Source organism: Agrobacterium sp. CNPSo 2736 (genome assembly GCF_004005385.1).
Lineage (GTDB): Bacteria > Pseudomonadota > Alphaproteobacteria > Rhizobiales > Rhizobiaceae > Agrobacterium > Agrobacterium leguminum.
Genome location: NZ_RZTX01000017.1, coordinates 92,760 through 113,639 on the forward strand (window position 1 = coordinate 92,760; position 20,880 = coordinate 113,639).

22 protein-coding genes are annotated in these 20,880 nt (G+C 59.9%); 6 read left to right on the forward strand and 16 right to left on the reverse strand.

Features of this window, described 5'->3' with window-relative positions:
* Positions 1–80: 80 nt before the first annotated feature.
* From EM858_RS22500 to EM858_RS22515, 3 genes are all read right to left on the reverse strand, one after another.
* On the reverse strand, positions 81–902 hold the full coding sequence (locus EM858_RS22500) for a sulfite exporter TauE/SafE family protein (RefSeq protein ID WP_080816662.1): 822 nt from the start codon (positions 900–902) through the stop codon (positions 81–83).
* Between the two features lie 497 nt (positions 903–1,399).
* Complete coding sequence (locus EM858_RS22510; protein WP_127758022.1) at positions 1,400–2,713, reverse strand: extensin family protein; 1,314 nt, start codon at positions 2,711–2,713, stop codon at positions 1,400–1,402.
* A 237-nt stretch (positions 2,714–2,950) separates the two neighbouring features.
* Positions 2,951–4,765: a methyl-accepting chemotaxis protein gene (locus EM858_RS22515; protein WP_080816660.1), complete on the reverse strand. Its 1,815-nt coding sequence runs from the start codon at positions 4,763–4,765 to the stop codon at positions 2,951–2,953.
* Between the two features lie 241 nt (positions 4,766–5,006).
* Here EM858_RS22515 and EM858_RS22520 point away from each other — a divergent pair, with 241 nt between their 5' ends.
* Positions 5,007–5,321 (forward strand): DUF1883 domain-containing protein, encoded by a 315-nt coding sequence (locus tag EM858_RS22520; RefSeq protein WP_127758023.1) that lies wholly within the window; start codon positions 5,007–5,009, stop codon positions 5,319–5,321.
* Positions 5,322–5,433: 112 nt separating this feature from the next.
* Here EM858_RS22520 and EM858_RS22525 read toward each other — a convergent pair whose 3' ends face one another.
* Both EM858_RS22525 and EM858_RS22530 read right to left on the reverse strand, forming a co-directional pair.
* Positions 5,434–6,750 (reverse strand): replication-associated recombination protein A, encoded by a 1,317-nt coding sequence (locus EM858_RS22525; RefSeq protein WP_127758024.1) that lies wholly within the window; start codon positions 6,748–6,750, stop codon positions 5,434–5,436.
* Positions 6,747–8,153, reverse strand: coding sequence for a DegQ family serine endoprotease (locus EM858_RS22530; RefSeq protein ID WP_127758025.1), 1,407 nt, complete (start codon positions 8,151–8,153; stop codon positions 6,747–6,749). Before EM858_RS22530 ends, EM858_RS22525 begins: the two co-directional genes overlap by 4 nt.
* A gap of 174 nt (positions 8,154–8,327) precedes the next feature.
* Here EM858_RS22530 and EM858_RS22535 point away from each other — a divergent pair, with 174 nt between their 5' ends.
* Positions 8,328–8,678 (forward strand): hypothetical protein, encoded by a 351-nt coding sequence (locus EM858_RS22535; RefSeq protein WP_080816653.1) that lies wholly within the window; start codon positions 8,328–8,330, stop codon positions 8,676–8,678.
* A 5-nt stretch (positions 8,679–8,683) separates the two neighbouring features.
* On the opposite strand, the gene EM858_RS22540 is transcribed toward EM858_RS22535, so the two are convergent.
* Complete coding sequence (locus tag EM858_RS22540) at positions 8,684–9,685, reverse strand: serine hydrolase (RefSeq protein WP_127758026.1); 1,002 nt, start codon at positions 9,683–9,685, stop codon at positions 8,684–8,686.
* 119 nt (positions 9,686–9,804) lie between these two features.
* Here EM858_RS22540 and EM858_RS22545 point away from each other — a divergent pair, with 119 nt between their 5' ends.
* Complete coding sequence (locus tag EM858_RS22545; protein WP_127758027.1) at positions 9,805–10,062, forward strand: hypothetical protein; 258 nt, start codon at positions 9,805–9,807, stop codon at positions 10,060–10,062.
* Positions 10,063–10,123: 61 nt separating this feature from the next.
* Here EM858_RS22545 and ilvD read toward each other — a convergent pair whose 3' ends face one another.
* Positions 10,124–11,959, reverse strand: a complete 1,836-nt coding sequence (gene ilvD, locus EM858_RS22550; RefSeq protein ID WP_003521018.1) for a dihydroxy-acid dehydratase — start codon at positions 11,957–11,959, stop codon at positions 10,124–10,126.
* Between the two features lie 312 nt (positions 11,960–12,271).
* Here ilvD and msrP point away from each other — a divergent pair, with 312 nt between their 5' ends.
* Genes msrP through EM858_RS22565 form a run of 3 tightly spaced genes read left to right on the forward strand, consistent with a single transcriptional unit; the run spans position 12,272 to position 14,198 of the window.
* Positions 12,272–13,213: a protein-methionine-sulfoxide reductase catalytic subunit MsrP gene (gene msrP, locus EM858_RS22555; protein WP_127758028.1), complete on the forward strand. Its 942-nt coding sequence runs from the start codon at positions 12,272–12,274 to the stop codon at positions 13,211–13,213.
* 2 nt (positions 13,214–13,215) lie between these two features.
* Positions 13,216–13,881: a protein-methionine-sulfoxide reductase heme-binding subunit MsrQ gene (gene msrQ, locus EM858_RS22560; RefSeq protein ID WP_127758029.1), complete on the forward strand. Its 666-nt coding sequence runs from the start codon at positions 13,216–13,218 to the stop codon at positions 13,879–13,881.
* Entirely contained in the window at positions 13,878–14,198 is a 321-nt protein-coding gene (locus EM858_RS22565; protein ID WP_127758030.1) for a hypothetical protein, read from the forward strand. The genes msrQ and EM858_RS22565 overlap by 4 nt, the downstream gene beginning before the upstream one ends.
* 83 nt (positions 14,199–14,281) lie before the next feature.
* Here the strand turns inward: EM858_RS22565 and rplQ are convergent, their stop codons facing one another.
* The 9 genes from rplQ to rpsE form a co-directional block, all read right to left on the reverse strand.
* Complete coding sequence (rplQ, locus tag EM858_RS22570; RefSeq protein WP_003521014.1) at positions 14,282–14,707, reverse strand: 50S ribosomal protein L17; 426 nt, start codon at positions 14,705–14,707, stop codon at positions 14,282–14,284.
* A 120-nt stretch (positions 14,708–14,827) separates the two neighbouring features.
* Complete coding sequence (locus EM858_RS22575; protein ID WP_003495228.1) at positions 14,828–15,838, reverse strand: DNA-directed RNA polymerase subunit alpha; 1,011 nt, start codon at positions 15,836–15,838, stop codon at positions 14,828–14,830.
* A 195-nt stretch (positions 15,839–16,033) separates the two neighbouring features.
* Positions 16,034–16,423 carry a 30S ribosomal protein S11 gene (rpsK, locus tag EM858_RS22580; protein WP_003521013.1) on the reverse strand — a complete coding sequence of 130 codons (390 nt, stop codon included), beginning with the start codon at positions 16,421–16,423 and terminating at the stop codon, positions 16,034–16,036.
* A 137-nt stretch (positions 16,424–16,560) separates the two neighbouring features.
* A complete protein-coding gene (gene rpsM / locus EM858_RS22585; RefSeq protein WP_003516122.1) occupies positions 16,561–16,929 on the reverse strand; it encodes a 30S ribosomal protein S13 in 369 nt (122 codons plus the stop codon).
* A gap of 302 nt (positions 16,930–17,231) precedes the next feature.
* Positions 17,232–17,822: an adenylate kinase gene (locus tag EM858_RS22590; RefSeq protein ID WP_003507790.1), complete on the reverse strand. Its 591-nt coding sequence runs from the start codon at positions 17,820–17,822 to the stop codon at positions 17,232–17,234.
* Complete coding sequence (gene secY / locus EM858_RS22595; protein WP_003521010.1) at positions 17,819–19,159, reverse strand: preprotein translocase subunit SecY; 1,341 nt, start codon at positions 19,157–19,159, stop codon at positions 17,819–17,821. Before secY ends, EM858_RS22590 begins: the two co-directional genes overlap by 4 nt.
* A 328-nt stretch (positions 19,160–19,487) precedes the next feature.
* Positions 19,488–19,967, reverse strand: coding sequence for a 50S ribosomal protein L15 (rplO, locus tag EM858_RS22600; RefSeq protein ID WP_003521009.1), 480 nt, complete (start codon positions 19,965–19,967; stop codon positions 19,488–19,490).
* Positions 19,968–19,983: 16 nt separating this feature from the next.
* Complete coding sequence (rpmD, locus tag EM858_RS22605; RefSeq protein ID WP_003495212.1) at positions 19,984–20,190, reverse strand: 50S ribosomal protein L30; 207 nt, start codon at positions 20,188–20,190, stop codon at positions 19,984–19,986.
* An 11-nt stretch (positions 20,191–20,201) separates the two neighbouring features.
* Positions 20,202–20,771, reverse strand: a complete 570-nt coding sequence (rpsE, locus tag EM858_RS22610; protein ID WP_004442585.1) for a 30S ribosomal protein S5 — start codon at positions 20,769–20,771, stop codon at positions 20,202–20,204.
* Positions 20,772–20,880 lie beyond the last annotated feature (109 nt).

Below are 20,880 nucleotides of genomic sequence, written 5' to 3' on the forward strand. Positions count from 1 at the left end.
AAGATGCACGCCATATAGGCCGTAGAATGCGCAAATGCCAGTCCGACGGGCTGAACACTGCGTTCGGCGATTAAGGAAAATCAGCCGTAAACGCTATAGAAAAACTGCGCCGCAACGAAGACCAGAAACAGCCCGAAGGCGCGCTCCAGCTGCTTCTTGCTGAGCGCATGCGCCAGCCGCGCGCCATAGGGCGCGACGACAAGCGTGATGGGGATCAAGAGCACCACGGCGATCCAGTTGATGAAGCCGGTGGAAAACGGCGGCAGGCCCGCATCACCCCAGCCGGCCCAGATGTAACCCAGAAGACCTGGCAGCGAAATCAGCACGCCGACGCCGGAAGACGTGGCGACTGCCTGATGAATGGTGCGTCCGTAGAGCGTCATGAAGGTGTTGTTCATCACCCCGCCGCCCACACCCATCAGGCCCGAAAAAAGCCCGATGCCGGTGCCCACCAGAAAACGGCCCGGGTTTTGCGGCAGGTCGGAACCGAGATGCCAGCTTGCCCGGTTGAAGATCATCCGGAAGGCAAGCGCCAGCGCGATGAAGGCGAAGATCAGCCGCAGCGCAACGCTCGAGGCATGGGCCGCAACCACGGATGCGAGGACGGTGCCGAGCGGCACGGCGACGATCCAGCCCTTCAACAGATCGATATCGACCGCGCCTTTCTGACGATGCGTCAGGAACGAACGGATGGAGGTGGGCACGATAATGGCGAGCGAGGTGCCGAGCGAAAGATGCATGCGCACCGCCTCCGGCACATCCAGCAGCCCGAAGACCTGGTAAAAGACGGGCACCAGCACCGCGCCGCCGCCGATGCCGAACAGCCCCGCCAGAAGACCGGCGACCACACCCGCTGCCGCAAGCGCCGCAGCAAAGACCATCAGCTCTGAAACAGGGGGCATAAAGGCAGGCTCCCGAGGGCCGTTGTCACAAACATGTGACCCTCATAGCGTATCAGAAGAGCGCGGCAAGCCATGTTGGCCGCAGGTCAGTACGGCGCGATATCTTTTGCCGCACATCCGCGCCGGATGGACCACTCCATGGGATCGTTTCCCATTGCATGCCCTTGCAAAGACGCCGATATCCCCCCGATAAGGCTGTCTTCTTCAACCGGCCTTCGGGCCGGTCTTTTTTTGTGGGAATGTGACGGGCGGCTATCGAGCTAGCGGCAGAGAAGCATCCCCAACCTTCGTCATTCCGGCCTGACCCAAAAATCCACCGCCTATGTCATCGGCGGCAGCCCGATGACAAGCCGCACTCCGTATTCGACGTCATCCTCGGCCTTGTGCCGAGGATCTGCCGACGTATCGCCGATCGCTACGTTGCAGATGCTCGGGACAGGCCCGAGCATGACGGAGGAGACGCTTTCAAACTCAGCGTCAACCTCCACCGGCGCGACTTAATCGCAATGCCTGTAACCTGACTTGCGGGTGCGCAGGTCGAAGTGAAAATGATTCCAGTGATTGGGATCGCTGCCCGGCCCGAGAACGGTGGAGAAATATTTGCAGCTGTCGGACCTCACCGCCTTCAGCAACGCCTTTTCGCGGAAGGCGAAGAAGCTTTTCTTGCGCACGTCGATTTCCTTGCCGTTCTTCAGCGTGATGGTGCCGATATCGATGGCGTTGCCGCGTGCATGTTCGGACCACGGATTGCTGGAGCGTGAATTCATCTTGCGACACGAATAACCGCCCATCGGCGTGATGCGCCCGACGCCGGAGAGATAACGAAAGCGCGAGGATGGCACGAGCTCGAACTTCACCCATTTGGCGAAGGCAAGCGTGACCTGGCAATTGAGCTTCACCGCCGGCCGGATGGCGACGCCGCTGGCAAGACCGCTGAGTTCGATCGGATAGTCGATACCGCAGGTCGGACCGTCGGCAATGCGCGCAACATCCCGGAAAGCAACGCCGAGGCGGCGCAACTCGGAACGGCAGGCAACTTCGGAAGATGGCATGACGCCGGGCGGCATCGAGCGGTTGCTTTGCAGCCCGCCACCCGCCATCGGATCGTTCGGCATCACCATCGCCACTTCCTCCACCGGCTGACGACGGGAGGAGGAGCCGAGCGGCGGCGGCGGGATGAGCCGCGATTGGCTGGCCCGTTGCGGCTGGCGGGCCGGGGGAACGGCCACGGGATTGTCCGTGCCGATACCATCCACCACCGGCTGCGCCGACGCGCCTTCGGCAATATCCGCATCCTGTTCTTCGGCAAGTCCGCGAACCGGCTCCACGCCCAGCATGGAATCCATGTTCACGCCGCCTTCGCCTTCGGCGATCTGGTTGCTGGTCATCTGCTGCGCGGGCACGGTCTGCCCCTGCATCGTCTGCCCCTGCATCGTCTGGCCCTGCATTGTCTGCACCGGCATATTGCCATGGCCGCTGGCCGCCATGCGCGCCTGGTGCTGGGAATCGAGCGTTGAATAACCCTGCCCGCCCTGCGGCGATTGCAGCAGGGGATCCTGCGAGGCGTAAGGCTCCGGCATCGGCTGTGAAACGGCTGCCGGATAGTCGGCGCCCTGCCCTGCCTGCTCGGCCTGATACACCGCACCCGCCGGCGCGCTGTAACCCTGCTGCCGCGAGGAGCGGATGGCGCTGACGCGTGTGGTGCCATCCACCTCCGCCGGTGGCACGAGGCCCTCCGCCGAACACGACACCATGACCGTGGAAATCATCAGCAACGTCACAAGACGACGCGGAAGGGAAACATACGCCATACGAGAACCTGTACCTTCAGCGGCCGCTATTCGCGGCAATACAGGATAAATTTTAAAGAAATGAGGTAAACGAAACCTTATTGGTTGCGGGAAATAACGAATGATGTGTTTGGCGCAGTCCCATCCACACAAGACCGCGACAATCGCGCCGGATGACGGAGCGGTCGGATAAAGTCCTGTCCATAACAAAGGGCGCGGCCAAAGCCGCGCCCTTCAACCTTCCTGAAACACCTGAAATCACGCGGCCCGCGAAACCTCGCGTCCGGCACCATGTCCAAGCTCGAAACGCGACAGCAGCGAGCGCAGCTGGCGGCTTTCCTCGGCGAGCGTCTGGCTGGCCGCCGTCGTTTCTTCCACCATGGCGGCGTTCTGCTGTGTCATCTGGTCCATGTGGTTGACGGAGGTGTTGATCTCCTGCAGACCGGTCGCCTGCTCGCGCGCGGCCGTGGCGATGGAGTTGACATGCCCATCGACACGATTGACCAGCGCCACGATCTCCTCCAGCGCATCACCCGTCGAGCGCACCAGTGCGACGCCGCCGCCGACTTCTTCGGCCGAACGGTTGATGAGGGTCTTGATTTCCTTGGCCGCATTGGCGGAACGTTGCGCCAGTTCGCGAACCTCCTGCGCCACCACGGCAAAACCACGCCCGGCCTCGCCCGCACGCGCCGCCTCAACACCGGCATTCAGCGCCAGAAGATTGGTCTGGAAGGCGATTTCGTCGATGACCGAGATGATCTGGCCGATGCGCTTGGAAGACTCCTCGATGCGCCCCATGGCGTCGACAGCATTGCGCACGATCTCGCCGGAGCGGCCGGCGCTGGTTTTCGTGTCCTGCACCATCTGCCGGGCCTCGTTGGCACGCTCGGAAGCCGTGCGCACCGTGGCGGTGATTTCGTCCAGAGCCGCCGCCGTCTCTTCCAGCGCCGCTGCCTGCTGTTCGGTGCGCCGGGAAAGATTACCGGTCGCACCGCTGATATCGGAGGCGCTGTCATTGACCACATGGCCGGTTCTGGCAATCGCCTCGATCGCGCCGTGCAAGGCGCCGACGGCACGGTTGAAGTCCATGCGCAGCTTTTCATAGTCCGCGCCGATATCCGCAAGCGAAACGGTCAGATCGCCATTGGCGAGCGCTTCAAGCGCATTGCCCAGTCGCTCCATGGCATGGGCCTGCCGCTCGGATGCGGAACGCAGAACCATCTCGTTACCGTGCCGCTCCTGCTCCAGTGCCCGCTGCTGGTCGGCCTCGCGGGCCTGCAGCGCGCTGCGTTCATTGACGCTGTCGCGCAGCACCAGCAGCGTCTTGGCAATCGCGCCGATTTCATTACGACGGTCGGCGAAGCTGATTTCGGCCTCGCCGTCACCATCGGCGATCCGCCGCATGCTCTGGCGGATAAGATCGATCGGCCGCGTCACGCTGCGCACGACGGCTGCGGCCACGCCGACAACCAGAAGACCCGCGGCGATGCAAAGACCGCCATTAAAATAGACGTCGCGCCAGAATACCGCTTCAAGATCGTCAACATAAACACCGGTGCCGACGATCCAGCCCCAGGGGGCGAAACCGGCGACATGGGAAAATTTCTCGACCGGCTCCGGCGCGCCGGGCTTCGGCCAGTAATAATCGACAAAACCCTTGCCACCCGCCTTGACCGTATTCACGAACTCTACGAACAGCGCCTTGCCATTCGGGTCCTTGTTGGCGGTAAGGTCAGTGCCGTTCATTTCAGGTTTGATCGGATGCATCACCATTTTGGGATGCATATCGTTGATCCAGAAATAGCCGCTGCCATTGCCGTAGCGCATTGCCGCAATGGTCGTCTTGGCCTGCTGTTGCGCCGCCTCCCGCGTCAGGCTTCCGCCCTGCTCCAGCCGGTAATATTGATCGAGAATGGCAACAGCGGTTTCGTTCATTGCCGCAAGCCCGGCTTTCCGTTCGCGCTCCATCTCATGGTAGCTTTCAAACAGGCTGAATGTCAGCGCCGCGGCCAGTATTGCCAGAAACAATGCGACGAGCGCATAAAGCCGCGTAGATATTGTTACGTTTTTCATGTTCCCCCTCAACGTCGCTGATGCACTTCGACCAGCCGATGTTAAAGGCAAAAAATTTATTATTATTAAATACACATATTATACGTTGGTATTGTTCTTATATGCTCATACTCCTTGGCGCCATCATGCCAGACAGGCACAGCAAGCGTGAATTTTCAAACCGGCCGGCGGCATTTAAAGACACCGTTAACCGTGCGGCCCCTATCCTCTTTGACCGAAATTACTTTACAGGGAGGGCGCGATGGCCCGGCCGAATTTTCGCTATACGCATTATGACCTGAAGGAATTGCGGGCAGGAACTACCCTTGAAATATCCCTGTCAGCCGTCAACAATGTCCGGCTGATGACGGGCGCGAATTTCCAGCGTTTCACCGAACTGCTCGATTTCAAATATCTCGGCGGCGTCGCGAAAAAATCGCCGATCCGCATCGCCATTCCCGAGACATTGCACTGGCATCTGGTGATCGATGCCGAAGGCCATAGCGGCCTGGCGGAATCCTCGGTCAAGATGCTGCCCGCGCAGCCGCAGGCCGCACAGCATCGCAAGGCATCCTGATCTTCCTTAAAAAACAGCGAGTTGTCGCGGTTTCGCGACTCTTTTTGCCAGCGGCCTGAATCTTTTTCTTAAGATCGACCGCGATACGGTTTCGGCGCAGGCGCGTAAAATGCTAGCGCGATCCACGCTCGCGACGCAGCTTCGCCCACCAGTCCAGACGCTTGCGGATTTCCCGTTCGAAACCCCGATCCGGCGGATCGTAAAAGGTCGTGCGCCCCATTTTTTCCGGGAAATAGTCCTGTCCGGAAAAGGCATCCGGCTCGTCATGGTCGTAGCGGTAACCGTCGCCATAACCCTCACCCTTCATGAGCTTGGTCGGCGCGTTCAGAATATGTTTCGGCGGCACCAGCGAGCCGTTTTCCTTGGCCGCCCGCATCGCCGATTTAAAGGCGGTATAAACGGCGTTCGATTTCGGCGCGGTCGCGAGATAGACGCAAGCCTGCGCCAGCGCCAGTTCACCTTCGGGTGAGCCCAGATAATCATAGGCATCCTTGGCGGCATTGCAGACGGCGAGCGCCTGCGGATCGGCAAGGCCGATATCCTCCACCGCCATGCGCACCAGCCGCCGGCCGATATAGAGCGGGTCTTCGCCGGCATCGAACATGCGGGCAAGATAATAAAGCGCGGCATCCGGGTCCGAACCGCGCACGGATTTATGCAGCGCGGAAATGAGATTGTAATGGCCGTCCTGGCTCTTGTCGTAGACGGGCGCACGGCGCTGCACGATGCGCGTCAGCCCTTCGGTATCGAAGGTCTCATCTTTCCTCGCCGCCCGCCACACCTCTTCGGCGAGCGTCAGCACGGCGCGGCCATCGCCATCGGCCATACGGATCAGACTGGCCCGTGCCTCTTCCGTCAGCGGCAGCGACTTGCCCTCCGCCTCCTCGGCACGCTTCAGAAGCTCGCTCAGGCTCTCCTCGTCATGCGAGCGGAATGTCAACACACGCGCCCGCGACAACAGAGCGGCATTGAGTTCGAAAGACGGGTTTTCGGTGGTGGCGCCTACCAGAATGATGGTGCCGTCTTCCATGACCGGCAGGAAGCTATCCTGCTGGGCGCGGTTGAAGCGATGAATTTCGTCTACGAAAAGCAGCGTCTGCCGGCCATTCATCCGCCGTGCGCGCGCCGCTTCGAAAACCTTCTTGAGATCGGCGACACCGGAAAAGATCGCCGAGATCTGCTCGAAAGCCAGACCCGCCTCGCCGGAAAGCAGGCGGGCAACCGTTGTCTTGCCGGTGCCGGGCGGTCCCCAGAAGATCATTGATCCCAGCGACCCGCTTTCGATCATACGGCGCAGCACACCCTCCTCGCCCGTCAGATGCGGCTGCCCGCTCACCTCCGCCAGCGTCTTCGGACGCAGACGATCGGCGAGAGGCCGCCGGTTGGCGACCTCCACGGGCACTTGCGGGGCGAAGAGATCGTCGCTCATCGCAGGAACTGCCGGATGCGCTGTCCGTCACGCAGGATTTCCACGCGCCAGAATCCGGGATTGTCATCCAGCGCCTTCTCAACCGCAGCGGTGGTGCCGATATCCGCGCCGTTCAGCGACAGGATCACATCTTTCGGCTGGAAACCGACACGATAGGCCGGCGAGCCGCGCTTCACATCGGTAATGACAACGCCGGTCACCTGCGAGGGCATGCGCAATTCATCGGCAAGCTTCGGCGAAAGATTGGCGACAGTCGCACCGGCAAAGGGATTGCGGCCCTCGATCAGCCGTTCATCGCGCGGCGCGGTTTCCGGCGCGGTATCGAGCGCGATGGTCACCTTTTTCTCTTTCCCCTTGTCCATGACAGTCAGTTCGGCGGATTTGCCGATGCCGGCGGTCGTCAGGCGATAACCCAACGCATCCGGATGCTCCACCTCCAGGCCATTGACGGCGGTGACAACCTGCCCCGGCTCGATACCCGCCTTCTCCGCCGGACCGTCCTTGATGACACTGACGACCAGCGCACCGCGGGCGCGATGCAGGCCAAGCGCCTCGGCGACATCCGATGTCACCGGATCGAAGGTCGCGCCGATATAGGGTCGCTCGAAGCTCGCATCGCCACGCTCGGCGGCAGCGACGAAAACCCTGACCAGATTGGCGGGAATGGCAAAACCGATACCGTTCGAGCCGCCGCCCTTGGAGAATATGGCCGTATTGATGCCGATCAGCTCGCCCGCCATGTTCATCAATGCGCCGCCGGAATTGCCGGGATTGATGGAAGCGTCGGTCTGGATGAAGAAGCCGAAATCGCCCTGCGTGACCTGGTTGCGTGCCAGACCCGAGACGATGCCGCTCGTCACCGTCTGGCCGACACCGAAGGGATTGCCGATGGCCAGCACCAGATCACCCACTTCAATCGCATCGGAATTGCCGAGCGACAGCACCGGGAACTGCTCCTTCGCATCGATCTGCAGAATGGCGAGATCGACGCGGTCATCCTTCAGCAGCACCTTGGAGGAGAACTCACGCCCATCCGCCAGCGCCACCTTGATGTCATCGGCACCGTCGATGACGTGATTGTTGGTCACCACGAGGCCGCCGGCGGTCACGATCACGCCGGAGCCGAGCGACGACTGCTTTTCCGTGCGGTTCGGCATCTGCTGACCGAAGAACTGTTCGAAGAAAGGATCACCGGCAAAGGGCGACAGACGCCGCTGCACGACGCGTTCGGCATAGACATTCACCACCGCGCCTGCGGTGCGCTTGACCAGCGGCGCGAAGGAAAGCTGCATTTCCGTGTGGCTCGACGGCACGGTCCTGTTATCCTGCGCCGCAGCACCCACGGGCAGGAGAATGAGTGCGGCGAGAAAGCCGGTGGACAGATACTTCAACACGCTTCGCATGTGATTCCTCATCGTCATCAGTATGATGGAGTTATAACGCCAAAGCCTGTAAAGCAAAGAGCGGCAAGATGATGGCCGTCCTTTTCCAGGCATGGATCGGTGGGCGACATTGGAACCAACAGCGCCCCTTTTCGGTTTCACCGGCACCTGACTTTCCTTAAAAAGAGACGACCCATGCATCTGAAACCGATCCTCCTTGCCTGCGGCATCCTCCTCTCCCCCTCTTTCGCTTCGCTGGCCAGCGCGGCGAGCTTCGATTGCGCAAAGACCGATCTGGCCGCGGATGAAAAGGCGATCTGCGACAACCGCACGCTGAACGATCAGGATGTGAAGATGGCCACCACCTTCGACATCCTCACCCAGCTGATGGCCATGGGCGCACGCGACACGCTGCGCGACGAGCAGAGCCAGTGGCTGAAGAAACGCCAGGAATGCGCAGCGGACGTTGCCTGCCTTACCAGCGCTTACGAGGAACGCATGAAACGTCTCGGAGAGGCGTTCCAGAGCATCAACCGGCCGCTCTGACCTCCTCACACCGCCCGGATGATGTTTTCCATAAGGCCATGCAACTGGTCACGATAACCGGTTCGGGCGGAAGGTGCGTCCTCGCGAGAGGTCATCACAACCGATAGCCGTCTGGCGGGTACGATATAGAGCATCTGGCCGCCATAACCCCAGGCATAATAGACCATCTCGCCTGCCATCTCCTTGATGAACCAGCAATAGCCATAGCCGTCGCCGTTGAAGACGGAATTGGTACGTTGCCGCCACGATTGCTCGATCCAGCCCTGAGAAATCAACCGCTCACCGCCGGGTGTCACGCCGCCTAGGCGATAAAGCTCGCCGAAGGCCAGCAAAGACCGCGCCGTCATCGCCATCTGGTTGCCGCCGAGATAGATGCCCTGCGGATCGCGCTCCCAGCCGCCGATGGAAAATCCTTCGAGCGGACGGAACCAGTCGCGCGCAAGCGACAGCGTCGAACGGCCTGAAGCTTTTGTCAGTATCGCCGAGAGCAGATGGGTGGAGCCGGTGGAATAAAGCATGCCGCCGCCCGGTTCCCCGGCAAAACCGGAACCCAGCGCCATCCGCACCCAGTTGCGGCTGGCGACCCAGCGGCCGTAATTCGGGCCGGACATGCGCTCCAGGCCGGATTGCATCGACAGCAGGTTGCCGACGGTGATCCGTTCCAGCCGGGGATCGGGATTTTGCGGAAAATCGCCGCGCAGAACGGTCGCGATCGGCTGGTCGGCGCTTTCGAGAATCTTGCGATCGATGGCCATGCCGACCAGCGCCGAGATGATCGATTTCGAGGCCGACTTGATATTGGTGGAGCCGTTCAAACCGGCGCCGTGATAAGCGCGGCTCGCGACCTCAACGCCATCGATGCTGACAATGATCGCCTTGAGGCTGGAAAGCGCATCCGCCTCCCGCAGCAACGGATCGAAACGGATGCCATTGCCGGTGCTTTGCGCACGGGCAAGCGGGGCTAAAGGCAAGGAGGCGATAAGGGCAAGTGCGGTTCGTCTTTTCATGTCACTGAGCTAGGAAGCCATACGGCGATGAAAAGAGGAAACGCCGCCAATCACTCCAATGTGACCTGATTTCAAGCACCGGATTTCCACACCCAATTCGATGGTCTCGCGAAATCTCTATGAAAACAGGGCGTTGGCCTGCATTCCGGAATCGAGATGCAAAGCGCTTGAATCAGTTTCTGATCTTGAGGACTATTGCCCTGCCGCAAATGCAAAGACAGGAAACGATGCCGCAACTGAAATCATCACGCCTTGTCCTGCGGCCTTTTAAAATGATGGACAAGCTGGGCTTTGTTGCGACCGGCCGTGCAAATGCCTTTTGCAGGCAACGGCGGAAAATCGTGCCGCTTCGACCTTATCGGCTCGACAAAGAGTGATCGGCACAAAAAAGCCGCCGTTTATCAACGGCGGCTTTTTATCATCTCGCAAATCCGGAAATTACTCCGGCAGAATCCGCACTGCACCCTTGTCCGCGCTGGAAGCAAAGGCCGCATAGGCCTTCAGCGCCGTCGTGACATTGCGCTTGCGTGGCGCTTCCGGCTTCCAGCCCAGTTCTTCCTGCTCGGCGCGGCGCGAAGCCAGCTCTGCATCGGTGACCTTCAGGTTGATGGTGCGGTTCGGAATGTCGATCTCGATCAGATCGCCCTGACGCACGAGGCCGATGGCGCCGCCCTGCGCCGCTTCCGGCGAGGCGTGACCGATGGAAAGGCCGGAGGTGCCGCCGGAGAAACGGCCGTCGGTAATCAGCGCACAGGCTTTGCCGAGGCCCTTGGATTTCAGGTAACTGGTCGGATAGAGCATTTCCTGCATGCCCGGCCCGCCCTTCGGCCCTTCGTAACGGATGACGACGACGTCGCCCGCCTTGACCTCGTTGCCGAGAATGCCCTTCACCGCCGCATCCTGACTTTCGTAAACCACTGCCGGGCCGGTGAATTTCAGGATGGATTCATCGACGCCCGCCGTCTTCACGATGCAGCCGTCAAGCGCGATGTTGCCGTAAAGCACGGCCAGACCGCCATCCTTGGAGAAAGGCTTCTCGACCGAGCGGATGACGCCGTTTTCGCCGTCCGTATCCAGATCGTCCCAGCGCGAGGACTGGCTGAAGGCCACCTGCGTCGGCACGCCGCCGGGGGCGGCCTTGAAGAACTGGCGCACCGTCTCGCTGTTGGTGCGGGTGATGTCCCAGCGGTCGATGGCGTCGCCCAGCGTCGCCTCATGAACGGTATAGGTATCGCGATTGATGAGCCCACCGCGTTCCAGCTCGCCGAGAATACGCATGATGCCGCCGGCGCGGTGAACGTCTTCCATATGCACGTCCTGCTTGGCGGGCGCGACCTTGGAAAGGCAGGGAACCTTGCGGGAAAGACGGTCGATGTCTTCCATGCCGAAATCGACGCCGCCCTCATGCGCCGCCGCCAGAATATGCAGCACCGTGTTGGTGGAACCGCCCATGGCGATATCCAGCGACATGGCGTTTTCGAACGCCGCCTTGTTGGCGATGGTGCGCGGCAGGACGGTTTCGTCCTCCTGCTCATAATAACGGCGCGCCAGATCGACGATCAGGTGACCGGCTTCGACGAACAGCCGCTTGCGATCGGAATGGGTGGCAAGCGTCGAACCGTTGCCGGGCAGCGACAGACCCAGCGCCTCGGTCAGACAGTTCATGGAATTGGCCGTGAACATGCCGGAACAGGAACCGCAGGTCGGGCAGGCCGAACGCTCGATGACCTTCACATCCTCGTCGGAAATCTTGTCGTCTGCAGCCGCGACCATGGCGTCGACCAGATCGAGCGCCACCGTCTTACCGTGCAGGACGACCTTGCCGGCCTCCATCGGACCGCCGGAAACGAAGACTGCGGGGATGTTGAGGCGCATCGCCGCATTCAGCATGCCGGGGGTGATCTTGTCGCAGTTGGAAATGCACACCATTGCATCGGCGCAATGGGCATTGACCATATATTCCACCGAATCCGCGATGATCTCGCGCGACGGCAGCGAATAGAGCATGCCGTCATGGCCCATGGCGATACCGTCATCGACCGCGATGGTGTTGAATTCCTTGGCCACACCGCCGGCCGCCTCGATTTCGCGGGCAACGAGCTGGCCGAGATCCTTCAGATGCACATGTCCCGGCACGAACTGCGTGAAGGAATTGACCACCGCGATGATCGGCTTGCCGAAATCGCTGTCCTTCATGCCGGTAGCGCGCCAAAGGCCGCGCGCGCCCGCCATGTTGCGGCCGTGGGTTGTCGTTCTGGAGCGATAGGCTGGCATGGTGTTTTCCTCAATCTCTTGGGCGAAGACGCGTCTTCCGCAGCGCGGTCAAAACGGCCTCTGCCCTATTTTGCGGTTTTTCTAGCGCAAACCGCAAGCCCTGTCACTGTCACCTTGGGGCAAAACAGTACGGTTCGGTACGGTACGCTTTCTCTTCATCGTGCTATCCGGCCGCGCCTTCATCACAAATGCGCGATTTCCGCCGCCCCACCGTTGTTTTTCCGCAGAGCACTGAAACATATCTGTGCAGCGGCCGTATTGGCTATCATAATCGATTTATCGCCGATGTACCCGGCTTTTGTGGAGGTTCCAATGCCCGCCTATCGTCCGCCCCTCATCTCGGCAAATGAAATCACGCCGAAGAATATCTACCTGTCCAGACGTGGCTTTCTCGGCACGGCGGCGGGGCTGGCCGCAATCGGGCTGGCCGGGCGCGAGGCTGTTGCCGCGCCGCTTTCCGCAAAACCCGGCGCCTACAAGCTGGATGAGAAGCTCACCCCGCTCGATGCTGTCACCAGCTATAATAATTTCTACGAATTCGGCGTCGGAAAATCCGATCCGAAGGAAAATTCCGGCAAGTTCAAGCCTACCCCCTGGACGGTGAAGGTGGATGGCCTCGTCTCCAAACCGCAGGAATTCGGCATCGAAGAGCTGATGAAATATCCCCTCGAAGAGCGCACTTACCGCATGCGCTGTGTCGAGGGCTGGTCGATGGTCGTTCCGTGGATCGGCTTCCCGCTCGCCGCCCTTCTCGACAAGGTGGAGCCGCTTGGCAGCGCGAAATATGTCGCTTTCGAAACCGTGGTGCGGCCGGACGAAATGCCGGGGCAAAGCGGCCTCTTTCAGCCTCTCTCCTGGCCCTATGTCGAGGGGCTTCGCCTCGACGAAGCGCGCCATCCGCTCACCATTCTCGCCGTCGGCCTTTATGGAGAGACCCTGCCCAACCAGAACGGTGCACCGATCCGCCTCGTCGTTCCATGGAAATACGGTTTCAAAGGCATCAAATCCATCGTCCGCATTTCGCTGGTCGAGAAACAGCCGGAAACGACGTGGAAAAACTCCAACGCCCGCGAATACGGCTTCTATTCCAACGTCAATCCGAATGTCGATCATCCGCGCTGGAGCCAGGCGACGGAACAGCGCATCGGCGAAGGCGGTTTCTTTGGCACCCAGAACCGCCCTACCCTGATGTTCAACGGCTATGACGAGGTGGCGAGCCTTTATACCGGCATGGATCTGAAAGCGAATTATTGACCATGGCCTTCGCCCTGCCTCTTCCTTCGCTGCCGAAGCGTTACCAGCCGGCAGCCATCTGGTCGCTTTATGCGATCGGCCTCTGTCCGGGCCTCTGGTATTTCTATCTCGCGGCAACCGGCGGCCTCGGCTTCAATCCGGTCAAGGATTTCGAGCACCTGCTCGGCATCTGGGCGCTGCGCTTCCTCTGCCTCGGGCTTCTGGTGACGCCGCTGCGCGATCTCTTCAACATCAACCTCATCGCCTATCGCCGCGCGCTGGGGCTGATCGCCTTTTATTACGTGCTTGCGCATTTCACCGTCTATCTGGTGCTGGACCGCGGCCTGATCCTCGGCTCCATCGCCGGCGATATACTGAAGCGCCCCTATATCATGCTCGGCATGGCCGGCCTTCTCATGCTCATACCGCTGGCGCTCACCTCCAACCGCTGGTCGATCCGCAAACTCGGCAGCCGCTGGAACACGCTGCACAAACTCGTCTATCTCGTGCTCATCGTCGGCGTGCTGCATTTCGTGCTGGCGCGAAAGTCGATAACGCTGGAGCCGGTGTTTTATATCGGCACGATGGTGGTATTGCTCGGCTATCGGCCGTTGCGGCCCTCGATCATGGCAAGGAAGCGGGGGAGACGCGCTGACAGGAACTCTCTGCAACGCCCATCACGATCATGAAGCCGACCGATCAAAACCTCCGAACTGCCCACCGCCCTGAAATCTCCATTTCCGGTCAAACGGCTCTCTCCGAAATATTCAACACAATGGCAACTGGCGCGGCTTTCGACCCTGCTCGAATTGGCCGCGCCTTGAACAGTGCTCATCGGCAGGCGTTATCAGGGCTTGTTGAACGCATTGAGAACGACGACGTTAAAGAAGAAGACCTGCAAAGGCTCTGGCTCGCGCATCATGTTTCGGACCGCATTGTTCTGATAGCCACACTTGCTGACCTTATTCGTCAAATCAGCCGCTACTTGCCGGGTCGACAGCCTTAAATCCGGAAAGTGAAGCAACAAAAAAAGCCGGGCAATCTCTCGCCCGGCTTTTTTAACTCATGACGCCTGAACGGCGTCAAACCTTATGCAGCTTCGGCAGCAGCAGCTTCAGCGGCAACGCGAGCCTTGTCGGCTGCGCCCTTGGCGTCAACGTCGCGCTCGACGAATTCGATGACGGCGAGAGCGGCATTGTCGCCCTGGCGGAAGCCGGCCTTCATGATACGCAGGTAGCCGCCGTTGCGGTTTGCGTAGCGGGCTGCGATCGCGTCGAACAGCTTGCGAACGGCGTCCTGATCCTTGATCTGCGAGATCGCCTGACGACGAGCGTGCAGGTCGCCGCGCTTGCCGAGGGTGACGAGCTTCTCAACGATGGGGCGAATTTCCTTCGCCTTCGGAAGCGTGGTTACGATCTGCTCATGGGTGATGAGCGAAGCAGCCATGTTGGCAAACATTGCCTTGCGGTGGCTGGCGGTTCTATTGAGCTTGCGGCCTGAATTACCGTGGCGCATTGCTATTCTCCTTCTACGCAGGTTCCTTCTCTAAGGCCTGCCGTTTCCTGGCACATGCAGGTGACTTACCTGCTGTTTGACGGGGAAAGGCAGTCTTTAAAGGGTCTGCCTTTTTGATTGTTAGTACTGGTCTTCGTAACGCTTTGCGAGATCTTCGATGTTCTCAGGCGGCCATGCCGGCACTTCCATGCCGAGGTGCAGACCCATGGAAGCGAGAACTTCCTTGATTTCGTTCAGCGACTTGCGACCGAAGTTCGGCGTGCGAAGCATTTCGGCTTCGGTCTTCTGGATCAAGTCGCCGATATAAACGATGTTGTCGTTCTTCAGGCAGTTTGCCGAACGAACGGACAGCTCGAGCTCGTCGACCTTCTTGAGAAGCGCCGGGTTGAACGCGAGTTCGGTAACCGATTCTTCTTCTGCTTCCTTCTGCGGCTCGTCGAAGTTGACGAAGACGCCGAGCTGGTCCTGAAGAATGCGAGCGGCGAAGGCAACGGCGTCTTCGCCGGAAACCGAACCGTTGGTCTCGATCGTCATGATCAGCTTGTCATAGTCGAGAACCTGACCTTCACGGGTGTTTTCCACCTTGTAGGACACTTTCTTGACCGGAGAATAGAGGCTGTCCACCGGAATGAGGCCAATCGGGGCATCTTCCGCGCGGTTGCGCTCAGCCGGTACGTAACCCTTGCCGTTGTTGACGGTGAATTCCATGCGGATTTCAGCGCCATCGTCCAGCGTGCAGATCACGTGGTCGGGGTTCAGAATCTCGATATCGCCAACCGTCTGGATGTCACCAGCGGTCACGGCACCCGGACCCTGCTTGCGCACGACCATGCGCTTGGAATCATCGCCGTCCATCTTGATGGCGATTTCCTTGATGTTGAGCACGATATCCGTCACATCTTCCCGAACGCCGGGGATGGAGGAGAATTCGTGCAGGACACCGTCGATCTGCACGGCCGTCACAGCGGCGCCACGCAGAGAAGACAACAGAACGCGACGCAGCGCGTTGCCGAGGGTAAGACCGAAACCACGCTCCAGCGGCTCGGCAACCAGCGTTGCCTTGGTGCGGCTGGACGAGGTGAACTCGACCTTGTTCGGCTTGATAAGTTCCTGCCAGTTCTTCTGAATCATCTTTAAACCTTCCGTTCGCCGCCACCATCCAATCGTGACGGACCGAGCATGAAAACACCGAGAGGAACCTAATTCAGCGGTTCATCGGTGGGTTCTTGAGCGCAAGTCCGCCGATCGAAATCGACGCGCACACGCCAGATACACGAAAATTCCGCCAGACCTGAGGTAAGGCGGAATTTCCGAACCACGGTCGCGTCAGACGCGGCGCTTCTTGCGCGGACGGCAACCGTTGTGCGGGATCGGCGTCACGTCGCGAATGGAAGTGATCATGAAACCGGCAGCCTGCAGGGCGCGAAGTGCCGATTCACGGCCGGAACCCGGACCACAAACTTCAACTTCAAGCGACTTCATGCCGTGTTCCTGAGCCTTCTTCGCGCAATCTTCAGCAGCGATCTGGGCAGCGAACGGAGTCGACTTGCGCGAACCCTTGAAGCCCTTGGCACCAGCGGACGACCAAGCAATAGCATTGCCCTGTGCGTCGGTGATGGTGATCATCGTGTTGTTGAAGGTCGAGTTGACGTGCGCAACGCCCGACGTGATGTTCTTACGTTCGCGACGGCGAATACGTGCGGCTTCCTTGGCCATTTTATACCTTTCATTGATCTCTTCACCGCCGTAACACCAGCGGCTACACCGGCGATCAACCCCATCGGGGCTTCACGCCAAACTCAGAAAGGCTGGCGCGGACTGCACCAGCCTCCCCTTTCCGGAGAACCGGAAAATTACTTCTTCTTACCAGCGATAGCCTTCGCCGGACCCTTGCGGGTGCGGGCGTTGGTGTGCGTGCGCTGACCGCGGACCGGAAGGCCACGACGGTGACGCAGGCCGCGGTAGCAACCGAGGTCCATCAGACGCTTGATGTTCATCGAGGTCTCACGACGCAGGTCGCCTTCGACCTGGTAGTCGCGGTCGATGGCTTCGCGGATCTGAAGAACTTCAGCATCCGTCAGCTGATGAACGCGCTTGTCAGCCGGAAGACCGACCTTGTCCATGATTTCCTGCGCGAATTTCGGACCGATCCCGTGAATGTAGGTCAGCGCAATAACAACGCGCTTCGCGGTCGGGATGTTGACGCCAGCGATACGTGCCACGTCTCTTCTCCTTGGTTCCAGTTGCCATCCGGCAAGTGGTGATTCCATTCGAGCGGCCGACAAGACCGCCAGTTCAAATTGGTGTCCGTGACAAGTCAAAACGACCGAACCCGGATCTCCCTTCCCTAAGGGAAATCCGCGCCAGTCGCTTGGGATGTCGCGAGTTGGCGCGGTGTTTAACGGAATCAGCGCAAAAAAGCAACCGGCTCCGCCAAGATTCTTTTACGATCCAAAGGATCAGCCGCCATGCGCAAGCGAGATATGGGCAAGAGCGCAACAGCCTCGCCCATCCGCTCCGTCAATCAGGCGGAGGCTTTCTCGAGAACGCGCTCGATAGCCTCGGTGACGGCATCGACGTCAGCCATGCCATCCAGCGTCACGAGCTCGCCCTGTTCGCTGTAATAGGCGGACAGCGGCGCGGTCTTTTCGCGATATTCCGTCAGGCGCTTGCGGAACGCTTCCGGATTGTCGTCCGAGCGAACCGTACCGCCGGCGGCAATGGTTTCAGCCACGCGGTTTTCGATTCGGCGAATCAGCGCCTCTTCGTCCACCTTGAGTTCGATGACGGCATCGAGGACCAGATTCTTCTTGCGCATGTTGTCAGCAAGCGCCTTGGCCTGCGGAACGGTGCGCGGATAGCCGTCGAGAATAAAGCCCTTGGCACAGTCCGGTGCTTCGATGCGTTCGGAAACGATCTGATTGACGATATCGTCGGAAACAAGCCCGCCGGCGTCCATGACGGCCTTGGCGCGTTTGCCGATTTCGGTGCCCGCGCTGACCGCAGCGCGAAGCATGTCACCGGTGGAAAGCTGCGGGATCCCGTACTTGTCCGTCAGCCGCTTGGCCTGGGTTCCCTTGCCCGCACCCGGCGGACCCAAAAATATCAGTCTCATCGTCCCCTCTTTCCTCCACGCAACTTCGACTTCTTGATCAGCCCTTCATACTGCTGCGCGATCAGGTGGCCCTGAATTTGCGCAACCGTGTCCAGAGTTACACTGACAACGATCAAAAGCGAAGTACCACCAAGGGCTAATGGAATGCCCGTGCGTGCGATAAGTGTCTCAGGAAGGATACAGACGAAGACAAGATAAATCGCGCCGACCACGGTGATGCGGGTCAGGACGTAATCGATGTACTCCGCGGTGCGCTCGCCCGGACGGATGCCCGGAATGAAGCCACCATGCTTCTTGAGGTTATCTGCGGTGTCCTTCGGATTGAAGACGATCGCCGTATAGAAAAACGCGAAGAACGCGATCAGCAGGCCGTAAAGCGCCATGAACAGCGGCTGTCCGTGCTGCAGCGACGCGATGATCGAGGTTGCCCAGCCCGGCAGGTTGGTGTTTCCGGCAAAACCCGCAGCCGTTGCCGGCAGCAGCAGCAGCGACGATGCGAAGATCGCGGGAATGACGCCGGCCGTGTTGAGCTTCAGCGGCAGATGCGAGGTATCGCCCTGGAACATGCGATTGCCGACCTGTCGCTTCGGATATTGGATCAACAGGCGGCGCTGCGCGCGCTCCACGAAGACGATGAGCGCGATGACGCCGATGGCGACCACAACGACCGTCAGGATGAGCGGGGTGGAAAGCGCACCGGTACGGCCGAGTTCCAGCGTCCCGGCCAGCGCCTTGGGCAGGCCTGCGGCGATGCCCGCGAAGATGATCAGCGAAATACCGTTGCCGATACCGCGCGAGGTGATCTGCTCGCCGAGCCACATCAGGAACATCGTGCCGCCGAGCAGTGTGATGACGGTGGAAATGCGGAAGAACCAGCCCGGATCGACCACGAGACCGTTGCCGCTTTCGAGGCCGACCGCAATGCCATAGGCCTGCAGCGTGCCGAGCAGCACCGTGCCGTAGCGCGTATACTGGTTGATGATCTTGCGGCCGGCTTCGCCTTCCTTCTTCAACGCTTCGAGCGAAGGCACGACCGAGGTCATGAGCTGCACGATGATCGAAGCGGAGATGTAAGGCATGATGCCGAGCGCGAAAATCGCCATGCGCTCGACGGCGCCACCCGCAAACATGTTGAAAAGACCGAGAATACCGTTGGCCTGGCCACGGAAGGCCTGCGCATAGGCTTCGGGGTTCAGGCCCGGAAGCGGAATGTGGGTGCCGAGACGGTAGACGAGAAGTGCGGCAAGAGTAAACCAGAGACGCTTTTTCAAATCCTCCGCCTTAGCGAAGGTCGAAAAATTCAGGTTCGAAGCCAGTTGTTCCGCTGCTGAAGCCATAAATTTCTCCGAATGACCCTTGCCAGCCAGCGCAACCGGCCGATGCGGAAAGGTCTAAAAGATACTGGTCAAAACCGGGCTTCGGACAAACGCGGCTCTGAGCCGCCATCATGCCTCACCCTGTTTTTTATGTCCTATCCCCTCCCCTACGGAAGTTCAAGAACTGTGAGGCTCTCCCTGCAGCACTTTCTGCCGCAAGCGGGGCCGTGGAAGCACACCGCAAAGAGATTGCCCTGATGCTCTATAAATCGATTTAGATCGAAAGCACCATAGGCCAGGGAGCGCAAACGCCCGGAGCGACGAGCCCCGGGCGTCTGAAGTCTATATATTACTCGGCGGCTTCTGCTGCAACTGCGAGAAGCTTGATCGAACCGCCAGCCTTTTCGATCTTTTCGATTGCGGGCTTGGAAGCGCCGGCAACTTCGAAAGCGACCTTGGCCTTCAGCTCGCCGTCGGCGAGAATGCGTACGCCGTCCTTGGCGCGGCGGATAACGCCGGCAGCCTTGAGAGCAGCGGCATCGATCGTTGCGGAAGCGTCAAGCTTCTTGGCGTCGATGGCGGTCTGAATGCGGCCGAGCGATACGACAACATATTCGGAAGCGAAGATGTTGTTGAAACCGCGCTTCGGCAGACGACGGTAGATGGGCATCTGACCGCCTTCGAAACCGTTGATGGCGACGCCCGAACGAGCCTTCTGGCCCTTCACACCGCGACCACCGGTCTTGCCCTTGCCGGAACCGATACCGCGACCTACGCGGATACGATCCTTGGAGGCGCCTTCGTTGTCTCTGATTTCATTGAGTTTCATGATAGGTTACTCCGTCTCACTTCTCGTCAACGACGCGAACGAGATGCTGGACCGCACGGATCATGCCGCGAACCGCCGGAGTGTCTTCCAGGGTGCGCTGACGATGCATCTTGTTGAGACCCAGACCGACCAGCGTCTGACGCTGGATTGCCGGGCGGCGAATAGGGCTGCCGATCTGTTCGACCGTAACAGTCTTCTTGGCTTCAGTAGTTTTCTTGGCCATGATCCAGCTCCTTATTCTTCAGAAGCGTTGCCGGAAGCGGCACGACGAGCCTGAAGGGTCGCATACTTCAGACCGCGCTGTGCAGCGATGTCCTTCGGATGAACCTGATGCTTCAGAGCGTCGAACGTAGCGCGAACCATGTTGTACGGGTTCGACGAACCGGTCGACTTTGCAACAACGTCATGAACGCCGAGCGTTTCGAAAACGGCGCGCATCGGACCACCGGCGATGATACCGGTACCGGCCTTGGCCGAACGCAGCAGAACCTTGCCTGCGCCGTGACGGCCATTGACGTCGTGGTGCAGCGTGCGGCCATCGCGCAGCGGAACGAAGATCAGATCGCGCTTTGCGCTTTCAGTTGCCTTGCGGATCGCTTCCGGAACTTCACGAGCCTTGCCGTGACCGAAGCCAACGCGGCCCTTCTGGTCGCCAACGACGACGAGAGCGGCGAAGCCGAAGCGACGGCCACCCTTAACAACCTTTGCAACGCGGTTAATCGCGACCAGCTTGTCGACGAATTCGCTATCGCGCTCTTCGCGGTTCTGACGCTCTTCGCGGGAACCTCTTTTATCCTGTGCCATTGTCCTTGTCCTTTTTCTTTTACGGGTGGAACGGCAAACGAAAAGACCAGCGGTCCCGATGAAGAGATCCGCATGGTCCGGTGAAATTCCGCCCGGATCGTTGTCCGGG